Annotated in this window: 17 protein-coding genes; 14 read left to right on the top strand and 3 right to left on the bottom strand. The window is 56.6% G+C overall.

Features of this window, described 5'->3' with window-relative positions; genetic code table 11:
* Positions 1–4 precede the first annotated feature (4 nt).
* Positions 5–352 (bottom strand): helix-turn-helix domain-containing protein, encoded by a 348-nt coding sequence (locus tag AC0L2F_RS33000; RefSeq protein WP_473251232.1) that lies wholly within the window; start codon positions 350–352, stop codon positions 5–7.
* A 20-nt stretch (positions 353–372) separates the two neighbouring features.
* Between AC0L2F_RS33000 and AC0L2F_RS32995 the strand changes: the two genes are divergently transcribed.
* From AC0L2F_RS32995 to AC0L2F_RS32960, 8 genes are all read left to right on the top strand, one after another.
* A complete protein-coding gene (locus tag AC0L2F_RS32995) occupies positions 373–1,119 on the top strand; it encodes a hypothetical protein (RefSeq protein WP_473251231.1) in 747 nt (248 codons plus the stop codon).
* A gap of 4 nt (positions 1,120–1,123) precedes the next feature.
* Positions 1,124–1,624, top strand: coding sequence for a DUF7665 family protein (locus tag AC0L2F_RS32990; RefSeq protein ID WP_473251230.1), 501 nt, complete (start codon positions 1,124–1,126; stop codon positions 1,622–1,624).
* Positions 1,614–2,111 carry a hypothetical protein gene (locus AC0L2F_RS32985; RefSeq protein ID WP_473251229.1) on the top strand — a complete coding sequence of 166 codons (498 nt, stop codon included), beginning with the start codon at positions 1,614–1,616 and terminating at the stop codon, positions 2,109–2,111. Before AC0L2F_RS32990 ends, AC0L2F_RS32985 begins: the two co-directional genes overlap by 11 nt.
* A gap of 6 nt (positions 2,112–2,117) precedes the next feature.
* Complete coding sequence (locus AC0L2F_RS32980; RefSeq protein WP_473251228.1) at positions 2,118–3,521, top strand: hypothetical protein; 1,404 nt, start codon at positions 2,118–2,120, stop codon at positions 3,519–3,521.
* Positions 3,522–3,623: 102 nt separating this feature from the next.
* Entirely contained in the window at positions 3,624–4,568 is a 945-nt protein-coding gene (locus AC0L2F_RS32975) for a patatin-like phospholipase family protein (protein ID WP_473251227.1), read from the top strand.
* On the top strand, positions 4,568–5,464 hold the full coding sequence (locus AC0L2F_RS32970) for a nucleotidyltransferase domain-containing protein (RefSeq protein ID WP_473251226.1): 897 nt from the start codon (positions 4,568–4,570) through the stop codon (positions 5,462–5,464). The genes AC0L2F_RS32975 and AC0L2F_RS32970 overlap by 1 nt, the downstream gene beginning before the upstream one ends.
* Positions 5,465–5,605: 141 nt before the next feature.
* Positions 5,606–6,460: a type IV toxin-antitoxin system AbiEi family antitoxin domain-containing protein gene (locus AC0L2F_RS32965; protein ID WP_473251225.1), complete on the top strand. Its 855-nt coding sequence runs from the start codon at positions 5,606–5,608 to the stop codon at positions 6,458–6,460.
* Complete coding sequence (locus AC0L2F_RS32960) at positions 6,447–7,364, top strand: nucleotidyl transferase AbiEii/AbiGii toxin family protein (protein ID WP_473251224.1); 918 nt, start codon at positions 6,447–6,449, stop codon at positions 7,362–7,364. Before AC0L2F_RS32965 ends, AC0L2F_RS32960 begins: the two co-directional genes overlap by 14 nt.
* A gap of 245 nt (positions 7,365–7,609) precedes the next feature.
* On the opposite strand, the gene AC0L2F_RS32955 is transcribed toward AC0L2F_RS32960, so the two are convergent.
* Together AC0L2F_RS32955 and AC0L2F_RS32950 are read right to left on the bottom strand one after the other, a co-directional pair.
* A complete protein-coding gene (locus AC0L2F_RS32955; RefSeq protein WP_473251223.1) occupies positions 7,610–9,130 on the bottom strand; it encodes a caspase family protein in 1,521 nt (506 codons plus the stop codon).
* A gap of 145 nt (positions 9,131–9,275) precedes the next feature.
* Positions 9,276–9,593: a hypothetical protein gene (locus tag AC0L2F_RS32950; protein ID WP_473251222.1), complete on the bottom strand. Its 318-nt coding sequence runs from the start codon at positions 9,591–9,593 to the stop codon at positions 9,276–9,278.
* Positions 9,594–9,754: 161 nt separating this feature from the next.
* Here AC0L2F_RS32950 and AC0L2F_RS32945 point away from each other — a divergent pair, with 161 nt between their 5' ends.
* From AC0L2F_RS32945 to AC0L2F_RS32920, 6 genes are all read left to right on the top strand, one after another.
* A complete protein-coding gene (locus tag AC0L2F_RS32945) occupies positions 9,755–10,474 on the top strand; it encodes a hypothetical protein (RefSeq protein ID WP_473251221.1) in 720 nt (239 codons plus the stop codon).
* Positions 10,475–10,615: 141 nt separating this feature from the next.
* Positions 10,616–11,746 (top strand): DUF3800 domain-containing protein, encoded by a 1,131-nt coding sequence (locus tag AC0L2F_RS32940; RefSeq protein WP_473251220.1) that lies wholly within the window; start codon positions 10,616–10,618, stop codon positions 11,744–11,746.
* Between the two features lie 114 nt (positions 11,747–11,860).
* Complete coding sequence (locus AC0L2F_RS32935) at positions 11,861–13,282, top strand: hypothetical protein (RefSeq protein WP_473251219.1); 1,422 nt, start codon at positions 11,861–11,863, stop codon at positions 13,280–13,282.
* A gap of 56 nt (positions 13,283–13,338) precedes the next feature.
* Positions 13,339–14,331, top strand: coding sequence for a hypothetical protein (locus AC0L2F_RS32930; protein ID WP_473251218.1), 993 nt, complete (start codon positions 13,339–13,341; stop codon positions 14,329–14,331).
* A gap of 129 nt (positions 14,332–14,460) precedes the next feature.
* Entirely contained in the window at positions 14,461–14,811 is a 351-nt protein-coding gene (locus tag AC0L2F_RS32925; protein ID WP_473251217.1) for a hypothetical protein, read from the top strand.
* Positions 14,763–16,199, top strand: a complete 1,437-nt coding sequence (locus AC0L2F_RS32920) for a hypothetical protein (RefSeq protein ID WP_473251216.1) — start codon at positions 14,763–14,765, stop codon at positions 16,197–16,199. Before AC0L2F_RS32925 ends, AC0L2F_RS32920 begins: the two co-directional genes overlap by 49 nt.
* Positions 16,200–16,440: the final 241 nt, after the last annotated feature.

The raw sequence follows: 16,440 nt of genomic DNA, 5'->3' as shown, positions 1-16,440 counted from the left end.
ATCCTCACTTCTTCTTATCGAACCGGAGGAACTGAATGTATTTTACAACGGCGTCTTCTTCCTCGGGCGTAAGATTTGCGCTCATCAGCGCAGCTTGAACCGCGCTCGTGTCTTTACCTGTGCCGTCTGTCTTTTCGTTCTTATGCAGATAGCCCGCGGCACGCATCAAATCCGTATACGGCACCTTGTAGAACTGGGCGAGTAACTGCAATTTGTCGGGCGATGGCTTCAGCGCATCGCCACGCTCCAACTGCGACAGATAGGCATTCGAAATCCCGGTGGCATCCTCCACATCTCGCAGGCTGTAGCCACGCAGCTTCCGAATATCGCGAAGCTCTTTGGGCAGACTCACGTTTCCCTCTTGGTAGGTGATTGATTTCGCTCATCTTGCCTGAAAAATCAGGCGCCGCCAACTATAATTTGACAGCATCAGGCAGCGCGTGTTATATCATGCAAGCGGCGCGTGATATTTCGCGCGTTGCCCATCAGATAACGCGTAACGAAAGGAAAATTCAAATGTCCCACGAAAACCAGGATCAGCCGCCCAATGAAGCGGGCGCCCTGAGCACCATCGAAGCTATTCTGCCTCAGGCGCGCCAGGAAATCGAACTCTTCGTCCATGTGTCGGGCCGCAAGCCTCAGGTCGTGCTGGCGGAAGCCGAAGACACGTTGCGCCAGGCGTTGGAACGCACTGACCTGCAGCTGCCCGATGGTCACGGTTACCATATTTTTGTTGGTGAAACGCTGACCGAGATCGTCGACCTCGAGGAGGGGGTCCACGAGCACGCCACGGTCGACATCGACTTGAAGCTCGACGTTCTTGACCTGGGCTCCCATCGCCACGTCCATGTGCACAAGTGCAAGCGAATCCTGGTGGCGGTGAACTTCAGCGCTGATACCAACGATCACAAGTTCAAACCCAACACCACGGTCGGTACCGTCACCGATTGGGCGCGGAAGAAATTCAACTTGGACCCCGCCGTTGCCGGTGAGTACGTGCTGCAAATCTCGGGTACCACCACGCAGCCGCGTTCGACCGAGCATCTTGGCGATGTTGCTCACGGTGATACCTGCTCGGTTTGCTTCGATCTGGTCAAGGAAGTGACGCCGAAGGGTTGACGTCATGATGCCGCCCGATCAACGCCTATTCGAATCCCATCTGCTCCTGCCGGAGTACCGTGACGGTGTCGCCAAAGGACTCTGGGGACAAGTTGTTGGCGACGGCCTGCCCTCAGGAATGGTCTGGCCCAGTGTTGTGTTCTGGATGGCGGCGGCGCCGCGGGACGGCGCGCCCGATCGCTATCATGTTGCGCTAAACCTGAGCGGTTACGGCACGCAACCGCCGACCGGTCCCTTGTGGGACCCGGCAACCAGGCAAACGCTCGATCTAAAAAGCTGGCCGAAGGGCAAGCCCAACAGTAGATTCGGCATCGTGTTCAGGACGGATGGCTTCACCTTTGCCGGAAAGGCCCTCTACCATCCCTATGACCGCTCGCCGCTGTCAGACCATCCGCAGTGGAAGACCGAACCGCTCCCGCCGGTCTGGACGGGTTCGCACACGATCGTTGATTACCTTGAAGAGTTTCAGTCGTTGCTGACTAGTGGAGACTACGTTGGTAATTGACGCCGATATCAACAGTATTAAACTGCCGGTTCGGCTGTGGGCCAACGCAGTCCGCGACTTGCGCAAGCGCGGTGCCGGAGTGCGCGAAAGCGGCGTGTTTCTGCTTGGGGCGCTCGACAACCCTTACCCTCGCGTCACGTCCTATCTTTGCTATGACGATGTCGATCCAGACGCTTACCAGTTCGGCGCGATCGCCTTTCATGCGTCTGGATGCGCAGCGCTCTGGAAACATTGTCGCGAACACAAGGTGAGATTGCTCATTGACGTCCATACGCATCCTTCGAGCGATGTGCGCCAGAGCTCCATCGATGTCCGTCATCCCACGCTGCCCGTCGTTGGCCACACCGCGATGATCGTTCCTCGCTACGCCGACACGCCGTGGTGGTCGTTAAAGGCCACTGGCGTCTATGAATATTTGGGTGGCTTTCAATGGCGCACCCATCCGGCATCGGCACGAAACCGGCGTGTCAAACTGTCACTCTGGTGAACAAGCATGGGCGCCTTCGATAGCGAAATCTCGAGGATCTCAAAGCTACTCATTGATCAGGATCAGGCGGAGGCCGACACCATTCTTGCACGACGGCAGGCCCACGCGGTAGCGCTCTGCTGCGGTGAAGATGTCGCTGGGTCATACACGCTTCAGCTTGCCGTTTTGACGGCGGCCTCCATCGCCAGCCGATGCTTTCCAGGCGCAGTGCGTCCCGTTATGTCGTCAAGGCTCGCCGGCGCGCCCCTTCTCATCTGGCCATGGCTCGGTCTTACCCTCGGTCAGGCGCTCGCCCAAATCCTCGAGAGGCACAATGAGGTCGACGGTACCGCTCCTTCCTCGCGCACACTGATTTTCGGCGACGTCCCTGTGACGAAAGGGGCGCTGCGCGTCACGTTCGACGGATGGATCGCGAAAGTAGGGCCAGCTCATACCGTGGCACGGCTGCCGGAACGCGAATATTTTCCGATCGTCGGCATCCTGGCGGCCTCACTGGCGCTGTCCGAGCTGTTCGCCGCTTTCGCCGAAATCAGCCTTGAGGCAACCCGTCGTCCGATAGGCATGTCGCTCTGGCGGCCCGATCTGGACATCGGCCAGCCTGAGGCGCTGGGGATTCCGGTTGCGTATCTGCCGCAGAGCTTTTGGGTCCTAGGGCTGGGTCATCTCGGTAACGCCTATTTATGGGCACTCGCGACCCTGCCATATCACAGGCCCGAAGATGCAGAGTTTGCTTTGTTCGACTTCGACAAGGTCGTAAAGGACAACGTCGAAACCGGCCTTCTGTTCGCGACAGAGTTTATCAATCGCTTTAAGGCCCACGCCTGCGATGTGTGGCTCGGTCGTCACGGATTCCACCAGACGCGAATGATTGAAAGGCGCTTCGATGCGACGTTTCGGCGCCAGGATGGTGAGCCCGTACTTGCGCTCTGCGGCTTCGATAGTAATCCCGCGCGGCGCGACATGCTCAACGCCGGATTCGCCCGCACGATCGAGAGCGGTTTGGGCGGCACGGCCGCCAACTTCGATACTATCAGCTTCCACACCCTCCCGAACCCACGCAAGGTAGAAGATCTATGGCCCGACTTGAGTATGGGGGAAGCCGACAAGATTGCTGCCGAACAAGAACGTGTTGCTCGGGAAAATCCCGGCTATCAGAAATTGGGTCGTGACGTTTGCGGCCGACGTAGCCTTGCCGACAAGTCGGTCGCCGTTCCCTTCGTTGGCACAACCGCCGCCAGCCTCGTGATCGCAGAGGCAGTCCGGCTCCTCCACGACGGTCCCGCATACCACGATTTCAGAGTGAGTCTCGGAAATCCAAACAAGCGATTTGCCACCCGGAACGGCGACTATACGCCGTCGGACGCCGCGGGTTTGGGTTTCGTCGAAAGCAAGAGATTGGCTCTCTCATGAGTCCTCCTGCCGTGCAAGCCAGGTGCAGGTCAGGTTGTATTCAAAGTGCCGCGCACCTACATGGATCAACAGGGGTAGAACGAAGCGCTAAACGGGGGGCTTATGGTTGATTTTTCAGCGGACAGACCGTGCCGCATTCTGAGCCTGGACGGTGGGGGCGCCAAAGGCTTTTACACGCTCGGTGTGTTGCGCGAGATCGAGGGTCTGATTGGGTGCCCTCTTCACGACCGATTTGATCTGATTTTCGGGACCAGTACTGGCGCAATCATTGCGGCGCTGCTCGGACTGGGCAAGACGGTCAAGGAAATCAGTGCTCTCTATGAAGAGCACGTCCCGACAGTAATGTCGAAGAATGGTCGACATGAAAAATCGCGGGCACTCGCGAAATTAGCCGATACAGTCTTCGGAGACGACAAGTTCGACAAAATGAAAACTGCCGTCAGAATCGTCACCACAAAGTGGGTGATTGAGCGGCCAATGATTTTCAAGACAAGTATCGAGCAGGCCCATGGCCGAATGGGCACATTTTTCCCCGGCTTCGGTGTGACCGTCTCCGACGCCGTACAAGCGTCGTGTTCTGCTTTCCCCTTCTTTGATCGCAAGACCGTAAAGACTGAGCACGGGGACATCGTCGAGCTGATTGACGGTGGCTACTGCGCAAACAACCCGACGCTTTACGCTATCGCCGACGCGATCATGGCGCTCAAACTTCCGCCGGAGCACATCCGGGTCGTGAGTGTAGGGGTGGGCGTGTACCCGTCGCCCAAGCCGTCGTGGTTCAGCACCACAAGGTGGGCGCAAAAGCTGATGAGCGTGCAGCTTCTTCAGAAGACACTGGAAATCAACACGCAGTCGATGGACCAGCTTCGACACATCTTGTTCCGTAACATTCCAACCGTTCGCATCAGCGACACGTTCGAACAGCCGGAAATGGCGACCGACCTGTTCGAACACAATATGACCAAGCTCAATATTCTCCACCAGCGTGGCAGCGAGTCCTTTGCGAAGCACGAAGCGACACTAAAAGAATATCTCGGAGTTCATTGATGGCGATCCCCGAAACACAGCTCGACACGTGGTCCAAGCCCGGATCGCAGACACAATCCAAAAATACCTACGCCACAATCAAGGGCGCACTCGAAGCAACCGATGCGGCGTATGCGGGGCGGAACTGTACGTCGTTTTTGCAGGGATCGTATGGCAATGATACCAACGTCTATGCGGATAGCGATGTCGACGTCGTCATGAAGGTCGGTTCAATCTATTACTATGACCTTTCACGTCTCAGCGTGCCGGAACAGGCCGCGTTCAATTCCGCGCGGAGCAATACGGACTACAGCTTCCAGGATTTTCGTCGGGACGTGATTGCCGTGCTCAAAAAGAAATTCGATCCGGACGTGGATACGTCCGGAAAGAAGGCTGTGTTGGTCAAAGCAAATGGCAGCCGGAGAGATGCTGACGTTGTCGTATGTGCGTATTTTCGTCGGTACTACAAGTTCGAAAGCTTCGCGAATGAAAACTACGCCGAGGGCATCTGCTTCTTCACTCCGGACGGAACGCAGATCGAGAATTTTCCCAAGCAACACTCGGCCAATTGCACGATCAAACATCAGGACACCAACCAGTGGTTCAAGCCCACGGTTCGCATCTTCAAGAACATGCGCAACCGTATGATACAAGACAAGATGATCAAGGATGGGCTGGCTCCGTCCTATTATCTTGAAGGCATGCTCTACAATGTGCCGAACGACAGGTTTGGCAAGAGCTATGCCGACAGCGTCTCGAACTGCATCAACTGGCTATGGACCGCCACCCGGGACGATCTCGTTTGTGCGAACGGGATGTTTTTCTTGCTGCGCGATGGATCTCCGGTGATGTGGCCGCCTGCGCATTTCGAGGAGTTTCTGAAAGCCACCGTGAAACTTTGGAATGATTGGAAGTGACCTGAAATCGCAGGGTCGGCATCGCCGCGACGGGCAGGAGCGCTAAGAGTTTGTTTTTATGGTAATTTATCAATAGAAGATTGATCTATGACGATATTTTTAAACTGGCTATTGGTTTGAATATATGCTATACTATCAATTATGAGTAGAGTAAGTGGCGGACTTATAAACCAGCTCGCCGGCAAACTTCCCGAAGGAATGCTGGTCGATGCCGCGTGGCTAAAGGCTCAGGGCTACTCAACCCAACTCCAGCACCGGTACGTAAAATCCGGCTGGCTCGAACAGCCCGCGCGCAGTGTGTTTCGTCGGCCTCGTGGAGTTTTGAGCTGGCAGCAGGTCGTCATATCGCTTCAAACGATCCTCAATTACTCGCCGCTGGTCGTCGGTGGACGCACCGCACTCGAATTGCAGGGATACGCCCACTACCTCGCGCAATCGACCACGACGGTTCATCTCTACGGTCCTAAAGCGCCACCACCATGGGTCCAAAAGCTGCCTTTGCAGGTCAAGTTCATCTACCACAACGACCGACGGCTCTTCAAAAACGCCCCCGTCACCAAAGGCCTCGGCAGTCTCAAATGGAATGTCGATACCGGTGAGGCGCGTGATGTGTCGGGCTTGCATGGTGGCGACATAACCACGTTGAACTGGGGTCAGTGGGATTGGCCCTTGACGCTGTCAACGCCTGAGCGGGCATTATTCGAGTTGCTCGATGAATTACCCAATCACGAGACGTTCGAGCAGGTCGATGCCCTGTTCGGCGGCCTCGCCAATTTGCGCCCCGTTCGTTTGCAAAAGCTCTTGAAGGATTGCTCCAGCGTTAAAGTGAAGCGCCTGTTCTTCTATTTTGCCGACCGACACCAGCACCCCTGGCGCAAGCGACTCGACAAGGAAACAGTCGATCTGGGCAGCGGCAAGCGTATGCTCGTCAAAGGCGGTGTCCTCGACCCCACCTACCACATAACGGTTCCTGAGGATCTGAATGGCGTTCGCTGACATCTACCAACGGCAAGTCGCCCTGCTCATCCGCGTTCTTCCTCTGGTCACCGAGGAGGCATGTTTTGCCCTCAAGGGGGGGACGGCGATCAATCTGTTTATTCGCGACCTTCCGCGCCTCTCCGTCGATATTGATCTCACCTACTTGCCGGTAGCACCGCGCCCAGAATCTCTCCTCGCTATCGATGCCGCAATGAAGCGGATCGCCGGTAAGATCAAAGCCCTCATTCCCGACGCGCAAATCATCGAGGCCAAGATCGAAAGCGCCGTCGTCAAACTGACTATTCGCTCCCAAGGCGTCCAGATCAAGATTGAGGTAACACCCGTTCTACGCGGTTGCGTCTTCGAACCCAAGCTTGTGTCCGTAAAGCCCGTGGTCGAAGAAGAATTCGGCTTTGCGGAGGCACGGACCGTATCCTTCGAAGACCTCTACGCCGGGAAGATCGTCGCTGCCCTAGACCGCCAGCATCCCCGTGATCTCTTTGACGTGCGTGACCTGATCGCAAACGAAGGTATCAGCGACACGTTGCGTAAGGCCTTTATTGTTTATCTGCTCAGCCACGACCGCCCGATGTCGGAGGTGCTGGCGCCGACCCTCAAGAATATTGAGTCGGCGTTCAAGCATGGCTTCTCAGGAATGACACGCGATCCCGTGGAGCTTGCCGACCTGCTCGCCGCTAGAGCTACGTTGATAAAGTCCATCGTGGGCGACATGCCGGCCGATCATCGCAAATTTCTTATCTCGTTCGAGCGCGGCGAGCCCGACTGGGATTTGTTGGGTGTGCCCAATGCGGCCGAACTTCCTGCGGTGCGCTGGCGGCAGCAAAATCTCGACAAGCTCTCAGCGAACAAACGCACCATCCTCGTCGCACGGCTTGAAGAGGTTCTTTCAGACCGTGGATAAGCTATCCATGGTCACCTGTGTTCAAGTCGGACTACCAGAAGAAAGCCATGGACGCGATTGCTGCCGGGATGCTCGGTGGCTGAGGAGCCGTTAACCAAGATTGAGGATCAGTTAACTAACCCCACGCAAGCGCTCGGTCATCATGGCGGCAGAGCGATTCCATTATTTAGTTGCACGATGGCGCACTATTCTGAGCTCAGGCGGGTTGTGGTTATACGAGCAGCTCGGACTAACTCATGAGCGGTTCACTCTTTTCGAGTGGTCCAGCCCCTCGGAATCCGCAATTCGTCTTCCTCCTTCAATTCGCTGGGCGTGTAAGTGATCTTCAGCAAGCGAGATGGAACAACCATCTGCTCCGACAATTGACGTTCGAGTTTACCGCGAGTCACCGTGGAATGGACCAGTTTACCTTCAGCATCGATCCATGGATCTTCTTCGTCTCTAAGGACATTGACCCCGTCGACATAAATTGCGTCAACAAACACACTGCCCTTTTTCTTTGTAGTCGCAACGGTCACAGCCAGCTCATGATTCTTGCCGGGCACCGTAAAATAATCACCGCGAGCCGCCGTAAGGGCTTCGGCGATGAAATCAAAACTGCTTTTTAGTTCCTGATGGCGTTGTAGCTCGAACAGCTCGTTGAAGTGCCGGTCCTTGATAAATTCTCGCAATTCGCCATTCGCGTCAAAGAAGACTTCGAACAGCATTCCATCCAAAAGCGCCTTCCGCTTGTCAGCACCAAAGCCACCAGTCTTTGCCAAGAAGTTGGTTACGAAACCGATGGCGGTGCCCGCATTGCCTTCCGCCGCCTGATAAATGTTTCGGCCAATGACGAACAGATTGTCTTTCGGCATGCGGTTTGCTGCGGCAGCATCGAGTAAATCCAACGCCGGATTTTGGCTATACCAATTATGCGTTTTAAGGCCCCCGATGATCTTGTGAGACTTCTTTGCGGGATCGAGCAGAAATAGCTTATCGGCAAGCGCTGTGCCGTCATACTCGTCGATCATATTTCCGAGGCTTAGGTTGAAATAAAACTCACCCGAGAGGGACGTATGCTCCCAACTCGTCTGCTTGCCCTTGCTGTCGGCGGCGACCGTGTTTCGGACGCGCTTGAACATGGTTTCAATCGAGCAGTCCGGGGTTTCGATGTGCTGCAACAGCGCCGCCGTGTAGGTGCCGTTCCTCCCTTTTCCATCGTAGGCAACCTCTCCTGGCGAGGTCGCAAATCCGATGATCGTGCCCTTGGGTGCATAGACCGCCGCCAGTCCTCGAAATCCCGGCCCACGATGCCACGCTCGTTCCCACGGGTTCGTGCGACAAGCATCGAGAATGATAATCTTGGTGCTAGCCTTCGAGTTGGCCATGACATCGACGACCTTATCCAGCGAAAGCGAACTGTGCTTAGCGTCTGTTCCAGATTCCATGTCGGTATCGAGCGCTATCAGAAAATTCCGCCCCTCGATCTGCATCCCGTGCCCGGCAAAAAAGAAGAGCCCGACTTCGTGTGTCTCAAGTAGCTTTCCGAATGCCTTGAGGTCCTTATCCATCTGTTTAACATTTCGATCCTTGGCCACGATGACGTTAAAGCCGAAGCTCTTGAGCTTTGCGCCCAGATCGGTTGCGTCGTTGACGGGGTTATCGAGGTCGTCATCGTCCGGGTATGCGGAATTACCGAATACCAACGCCGCCATAGTTCGTTTCAATTTGATAACTCCCTGACCGAAAGGTCGCGCACTACCGGTCAATGCAATAATTGAAGACACCGTTGTCGCCCCATCGGGCCAAATACTCGACTTGGTGCATAAAACGCAAATCCCAACCAGCCGCCCCTTTACGGTAGCATTGACATCCGGATTTCTCAAACGCTGGTCGGTATCGACTCCGACGGTGAACTCGAATGCTGGTGTTTTATCGCCAAGATCCCCGTTGACTATGGCGAGAAGTCACGTGGACAGCACGGATATTGCGCAGGTTGATGTAAGCCGCCGAGCGTTGAGGCGATCCTTCGCGGAAGGTCGGCAGAGCCGCGGTGATCTGCGCCGCGAGACCGCAGAGCTCGGTTCGCGTCAGGCGCATCAGTTCGTTCAGTGTCAGTACTCGCATTGTTTCCTCCATCGTTTCGACCGCGCCAATCGTGGCCTTCTGACGGAGGCCCTGCACCGGAGACGGCGGGTGCATCGCCTGCGACTGGAACGAAGAGGAAGAGTGCAAAGCACTTGCAGCCATGCAGCCGGCCAACGGTGCCAAATGGCCGAAGAAAAAGGCGGGTCGGTGTGGTGGGGATGGAGGAAGCGGGTGCTGACGATTAACGTGCGTTGCGCCGTAGAACTGATTGCGTCGTGAAAACCCTCGCGGACCATCTCAATTTGACGTATTGAGGCTTGCCGGTGCAGCCGACATTGCCGTCACTGGCCACCAGGAAGGTCATAGCAGTCGTTCGCAAACTTCTCGGATTGACCAGCGCGCTGAGCGTCCAGGTCGGAGCGCTATGGCACGACTCGATGATGCTCGAACACGCGCTCCACAAATTCTGCAAGCACATTTTCGCGGTCACGGGCGACGAGCAGTACAGTTTCCGGGGCAGCGGTACAGCGGTGAGGATCGCTGGCCGCCATTTCCTCTTCTGCTGCCGCCACCAGATTGGCGACTGCACGCCGGATCAAATCGCGATCCGTATCTCATTTGAGAAGCAGATCATCTCCGCCTCGACGATGCGGTGGCCTCAAGTCGCTGATGGCGACCAGGACGAAGATAGCGCTGATTTCGTCGTGTTTGAATACTTTCCTGAGAACTATCCCGTGCCGAACCTGACAAGCGAGTTCTTTCCGCTTGACGAGGAACGTATCTGGCCCACGGGCAGCATCAAACTTCCCTTTATGATCTTTGGCTATCCGTCGGAGCGTCAGGTCGTTGACTACGAAGTGTCGCGCATCCAGGCGAATTCGTTGGAGGTTCCGGGCATCTACGATGGCGGGACCAGTTCGCCGCATTTGCACCGGATCAAAATGCAACGTGACAAGCCCTTTGGCGCCGATGGTCTCAGCGGAGGACCGATCTTTTATGTCGGAAAATCACCGGGGGTTACTTTGCGGGCTTTGTCGGGATAACCGTGCGGGGTAGCGCGACGTCGGATTATCGTCATTTCTTCGCCGCTCACCACCTCCTGAATATAGCGCTCGATGACCGGGCCTGGCCTAATTCCAGTTCGTTCAACGTACTAGGGAGTGACTGACACTCGGGGGGTCTATTTGGTTGATATCGATGAGCTACGGGAGCCTCAGATACGTCTGAACGGGCTAACCAAAGCCAACAACAGCTACACATTTTATCACGATGAGACCAACAATACCCGCAAGCTGCATGTTGGCGCTCATGGCTTGAATGTCGCCGAGCTGAAGGTCTTCATCCTGGGCGGCGTGGTGCATGATGGTGTGCCACGCCCCTTAGACATTCAGCCTTTGCGGGCGGCCATGCGTATTCAAAAGACAGCCCCCGAAATCAAACTTGAGCATGTCGCGAAAGGCGACTTTCTGGAGCTATTGCGTTCATCCAAGCTGACCACGTTCCTGCGCTGGATCACCGACAACGGGTTGATGGTTCACTATCATGAACTTGACCCGCTCTATTGGTCGATTGTTGACATCATCGATTCAATTCTACCCGAGCTCCGCGATCCCATATTGTTCCAGCAACACGCACTGCTGAAAAGCGATCTGGCTGCCGTGCTGAGGAGTAATCTACCGGCCACGATCGGGTTACTTTATCGCTACGGCTATCCTGGCCTAGCTCCCGAAAGTCGTAAGCCGTTCCTGAATGACCTCATCGCCTTGCTGGAGCATTATAGCGCCGTGCTGCCGGCCCGGAATTCATTCATGCTGAAACAAGTGCTCAAGGCCGGACGAGGTCTCGCCTCCCTCGACTTCATTGAAGGCTATCCGCCCAATATGCTGATTGACGACTTCAGCACCTTCTATTTAGCCCGCATTGCCATATTCAAACATTCCACACATGTCCTGGATATGGAGGAGTCAATTCAGGACCACTTTCTGAAGACTCCCCTTACCAGCGTCGGCGTACCGGTCACGCATTTTCGCTTTGCGGACTCCAAGGCGGAGCCCGGCATCCAGCTCGCTGACATCGTCGTTGGGGTGTTAGGCAAGATGCATAGCTATTTCACCGAAACACCGCAGGACGAGGTGGCCGCGGATCGCGCGAATCTGACCGGCACCGCCCTTCAGAATTCGGAGCTGCTTCGCGATCTCCTTGCTGCTTCGGAAGATGCCAACATCGCCTTCCTGCATCATGTCTCCAGCATCCACGATCTCGACAAGCTGGATCTGTTCCTGGGCTTCAAAGATGGCGCCCATAGCGAACGGTAAAGGCACCTTAAGGGCGGACTCCCGATGTCCGAAGAATGGTACATTGTTCGGACAAGCGAATCTGTCGCAAAAGGCACCGACCAGACCCGTACCCCACCCGTTTCGATTGGCCCAATGTCTTCCCTCGATCTTGAGAACATCTTCAAAGGCATCTGGTGGCGAGCGCAAAACGAGCCGTCGCTCGAGGGGCTGACGCCTGAACTCATCGCGGGATGGGCCCGCGACAAGGGGCTGGCCGATCCCGCCGCGACCGCGCGTGATGTTGGCGCTTTCAATCCGACGCCGGGCATTGTGCTGGAAGCCGGCGGTCAGAAAGCGTGCTTCCCAAGAATCCCTTCCGAAGGGGATGCATTATTGAACGTCAGACGAAAAGCGCGGGATGACGAAGCACTGCTGTGGGAGAAGATGGAGTGGTTCGCGCCTCTGTGGCTGCCGAGGGGCAAGATCAGCGAAATGGTGGCTGCCGTCAAACACTGCACGAAAGAACGGGCGATCGAGCTTTTCGATTATCATACGTCGACACTTTATACGCTTGCCTTTCAGGCAGTGTGCATCGCCCAGATCATGCCGCAGGCCCGGAGCCTAAAGGAGATCGTTCCTTTGGCGCGCGAGGCCTATCTTGGCGTCTACAGCGGCTACCGGGCGTCCAGCATCGCCGCGCTCATTCCGGCGATCGAGGGAAGCCTCACCCGAATTGTGTCGGATATGGCGCCCGGTGCCACCACGCCCGACAAGATTGACCACGCGATTAACCGGGCCGTTCGAACCGCCGCCAAACTTCATTATGAACGAATGTGGGTGCCGGACGAATATAAAGCGACGGGCTATCTTTTTGCGCAGGACGAGCGTGTCTTCGCCTTCGAGACGTTCCGCCGCTGGCTGAGAAATTACTTCTTCTGCAACACCGAGGATTATCAGGGGCTCACCTGGCTGAACCGGCATATGTTTGCGCATGGAACGGCGTCCTCCTGGCAGAAGCCGACCAACTTCAACCGCTTGATCGTTGCGCTGACGACGCTGGCCGCGATCGAATCCTGGTACGATGAAAGCCATAACGTATCGTTCATGCTCCCCGAGATGAATGAAGACAGTACTCTCCTCTGGCAGCAAGCGCTGTTCCAGGCCGACGCGCAGATGAAACTGAAGCTGCTCGAACAGGATCGTTACCAGAAGCATGGCCGGCTCGTTCCGGAGATGCCCACGGACAATGGGGTGACACTTCGTAAAGCCATACTGTCGGAAGATTGCATGCGGGATCTTGTCCGGCCGTTGCGCGACGCCGGATGGAGCGTCGAAGTCAGCGAACCCGATGAGAAAGCTCTTTATATGACCGTTGTCGCTTCTCACGGAGAAGCGCGTTTCGGGGTGGCGTTGTTATTCAGTTGCGGGACCGACAACAGCCTCTATCGGATGCTCGCCGAAAAATGCGAAGCGATCCTCTATCGCGGGCCGCCATACCAGCAGGAATCATACGCCTACGGCATTCCTGTTCACGTCGGCCCCGTCCTGGGATGGCAGCCGCCACGCGTGTCATGATGAGTGTCTTTGCCAATAAGTTATAATGGTCTGCTGATTGCGACGCCCGGAGGATCATGGAACAGGAAGAAAAGCCGGTGACGGCGCCAGGAAGCTTTCCCGTAAGCATCCGGGGCTTCGACACCGAGGAGCATGCGCGGGAGTTTGCCAATCTCATTTTCGGCTACACCCAGGAGCTGAGCCGTCAGATCGACCTGTCCGGCCTCGACGGCGTCACCGTAGCGTATGACTATAACCAGGCGTTGCTCGATCTCGACCGGGGTTACGCGACATCGTTCCGGCTGACGCCGTCGGAAGAGTTTGTCCTTGGCGTCGCGATGACGCCTTCGGTCCTGCGCGATGGCGTACTGAAAAGCCATATCCTCTTCAGCGCCGGATCTGTCCTCGAACTTGAGAACCCTGAGGGCGAGCAATTCGCGGTCGCCGTGCACACGCTCGCCCACGAGTGCGCCCATGTCGAGATTACCCGGCGGTTCGACACGGCGTTCCCCGGCGTTCTTCTCCGCAAGGCCTACGACAATCCGCACGATAGCATGAGGTGGCAGGTTATCCTGGCCTGCTGGGATGAGTATGCCGCGACCCAAATCAGCGCGCCTTTTGGCCATGACCCGACGGATTGGTACGAGCAAGGATTCCTTGTCTTTCTGAAAGAGACGCGCCCAAAGGCAAATAATCTGGTCAAGGCCTACCGCCTGCATGCGGATCACGGGCGGATCCTGAGTGAAGTGTACGGCGCATATGGCGAGTTGCTCAAATCAGCCGCGTACCATCTTGGCAACATGGCGGGACGCGGCCTGTCGCCCGACGCTTTGCCGGCAACCAAAGCGGCGCTCGACGGTCATTGGTTCGCGCCCTACTTTGACCGGCTCGCCACGTGCTGCAAATGCATAGCCGACGACTACGGCAAGTGGACCGACACCAAATGCTTCGAGGCGCTCGGCGACCTTGCGGACGAGCTTGTCGCCGATGGCGGGCTCCAAATTTACCGCCGCGAAGGCGGCGCCGTAGGGTTCGACGTGCCCTTCACGCCGGAAACCATGCCGGACTGAAACGCTCTGGCCAACGCCGATGAGAGATTGATTGGCGAATGTCACGCGGCCAGCACGCGCAACCGAAAGCTTCTGACGTACTCGGCGCGTGTCGAGATATGGCAGCCCATCGAAGAGGGCCAACCTCATATGAGCCCGGTCACCTGCGCTCGAATGGTGGTGCTGTACGCAAACACTTGCTTTGACCACGAGCGTGCGTGGCGCAAGACTACAACCAGTCTTTATTTACTAGACCGCATTATTATCACGAGCGTTTATTTCGGCGGAATGAACGATGAAAACGACAATGTTGCTTTTCGGTGGATTTTCCTGATGACCGACGCGGGATCAAGCGAGTTTGAGCGGGTTGCATCGGAGATCAAGCGCATCGGCCTTGAGCTAGACACGCTGTTGCCGGCCTTGGTGAAGAGCCGCCGCGACTACATGAGACGATGGCTAACGAACTCAGCCAGGACCACACGCGACTTTACGTCGAGTTGAAGCGGCTCAGCGGCCTGCCTGATGAGGTGCTGGAGGCCATCGATCGCCCTCACCTGCCGGATGATGGTGTCGATCGTCGATCGCGGGAGAGTCTGGTCCGAGAGAACATCCCAACGACAGGGGATGTCGACGACTATCTCTCCGACGCGATCGACACTGTGAATCGTATCGTTCCCAAGGGCTGGCTGGATGAGCAATCAGACCTGTCTTGCGGGCTCGGCGGCCTTGCGAGCGGGCGGGAATGCCTGTCCCTTGTCAGAGGGCTGCGTCCGGAAAGCGAGCTTTCAGGTCTTCACCGGCTCCGCCAGATGATTCGCGTTGGAACGAACTATCTGGAGAATAACCCGGCTTATGACCAGTTTGCCGGCGCCATGCTCGTTCCGCAGTTGGCGCAGTTCGGCGTTCAGTACGACAATTTGAGGCAAGTCGGCGGGTCGCCGGGCACGCGAGTCAGCCGCCTTTGGGAACAGGGAGGATTAAGTGTAGACGCGACGATATTCGAGTTGCTCGTCGCGGCGCGTTGTGTCGAAAAAGGACGGCGCGTCGAGTTCATCAACGAGGGCGGCGAGAAGAGTCCAGACATCCGATGCCACGACCCCTATCCTTTGCAGATCGAATGCAAACGCAAGCGTTCGCTATCGGATTATGAGATCGCCGAAGAACGGCTGATGAGGGAATTATTTCTTGCGCTTGAGGTCGAAGCCAAGGCCAAGGGCTTAACCGGCCGCTTTGAACTCCTCCTGTCGGTCGAGGCCAATCTTATGCCGGCTTGGGAAATCGTGGCCCGCCTGATAAGTCAGCGTCTAGCGGCCCATCCCGAGCGACATACGGAGTATGCATGGGGCCGGGTTGCTTTTGTTTCACTGCCGAAGCGTATCGACCTGCCGCCGACACGGATTTACAGCCCGCACATGCTGCGGGCCGTATTCGATTGGAACACCGACCTGCCGGAATGGGATGGCCTCATTTGCCGCGTGAATGGCGGAGGCGGATTTGACATTGATCGTGTGAGCCATCCCATCGGCCTCGTGTGGCGCAATACAACGCGAAAGGCAGTGCAAAAGCGGGCGTGGAGTCCGACCGACCTATTTGGCGACGCCACCAATCAGATCACGCCCGGAGAATTCGGCATCATCTATCTGGCGTATAACGAGGGGACGCGGGCAACGGTCGCCGACGAACGCCTAGAACGCTTCTTCAAGAAAATGAACACGTGGGAGCATGCCGCTTCGATTCGAATCCCGATTTCATTCCTCGTCCGCCTGTATCCCCGGCCACTAGACCATGGCGCTCCCGATCTCATCGAGAGCACGATCCGCTTATGGAGCGGCACCTATGGAGATCCGCGCCTTTTCGAGGACTTCCCGAATTCTATCTACACGATGTGACAGAGATCGGCCGGCGAATGTTACGCGGCCACCACGCGCAGCATAAAGCTTCTGACGTACTCGGCGCGTGTCGCGATAAGGCAACCGTTGGACGAGGGCCAACCCCATACGAGCGCGGTCACCTGCGCCTGGTCCACCGACCACGGGATCTCGTTTGTCGCGCATGACCTGCCGCTGAACTTTCATCCATTGGCGATTAGAGTCTCGGCGGATGTTACGCCGTTTGGCGCGGGGTGAACAA

The organism is Bradyrhizobium sp. Ken64 (assembly GCF_055807555.1).
Note: the sequence above shows the minus strand (reverse complement) of the source record. Positions and strands in the feature narration are given on the sequence as shown.

Excerpts from the sequence above, each read along its gene's own strand:
- AC0L2F_RS32970 (WP_473251226.1), top strand. The coding sequence starts at position 4,568 with ATGGCGATCCCCGAAACACAGCTCGACACGTGGTCCAAGCCCGGATCG.
- AC0L2F_RS32980 (WP_473251228.1), top strand. The coding sequence starts at position 2,118 with ATGGGCGCCTTCGATAGCGAAATCTCGAGGATCTCAAAGCTACTCATT.
- AC0L2F_RS32990 (WP_473251230.1), top strand. The coding sequence starts at position 1,124 with ATGATGCCGCCCGATCAACGCCTATTCGAATCCCATCTGCTCCTGCCG.
- AC0L2F_RS32925 (WP_473251217.1), top strand. The coding sequence starts at position 14,461 with ATGAGCCCGGTCACCTGCGCTCGAATGGTGGTGCTGTACGCAAACACT.
- AC0L2F_RS32935 (WP_473251219.1), top strand. The coding sequence starts at position 11,861 with ATGTCTTCCCTCGATCTTGAGAACATCTTCAAAGGCATCTGGTGGCGA.
- AC0L2F_RS32920 (WP_473251216.1), top strand. The coding sequence starts at position 14,763 with ATGGCTAACGAACTCAGCCAGGACCACACGCGACTTTACGTCGAGTTG.
- AC0L2F_RS32930 (WP_473251218.1), top strand. The coding sequence starts at position 13,339 with ATGGAACAGGAAGAAAAGCCGGTGACGGCGCCAGGAAGCTTTCCCGTA.
- AC0L2F_RS32975 (WP_473251227.1), top strand. The coding sequence starts at position 3,624 with ATGGTTGATTTTTCAGCGGACAGACCGTGCCGCATTCTGAGCCTGGAC.
- AC0L2F_RS32965 (WP_473251225.1), top strand. The coding sequence starts at position 5,606 with ATGAGTAGAGTAAGTGGCGGACTTATAAACCAGCTCGCCGGCAAACTT.
- AC0L2F_RS32960 (WP_473251224.1), top strand. The coding sequence starts at position 6,447 with ATGGCGTTCGCTGACATCTACCAACGGCAAGTCGCCCTGCTCATCCGC.
- AC0L2F_RS32950 (WP_473251222.1), bottom strand. The coding sequence starts at position 9,593 with ATGGCTGCAAGTGCTTTGCACTCTTCCTCTTCGTTCCAGTCGCAGGCG.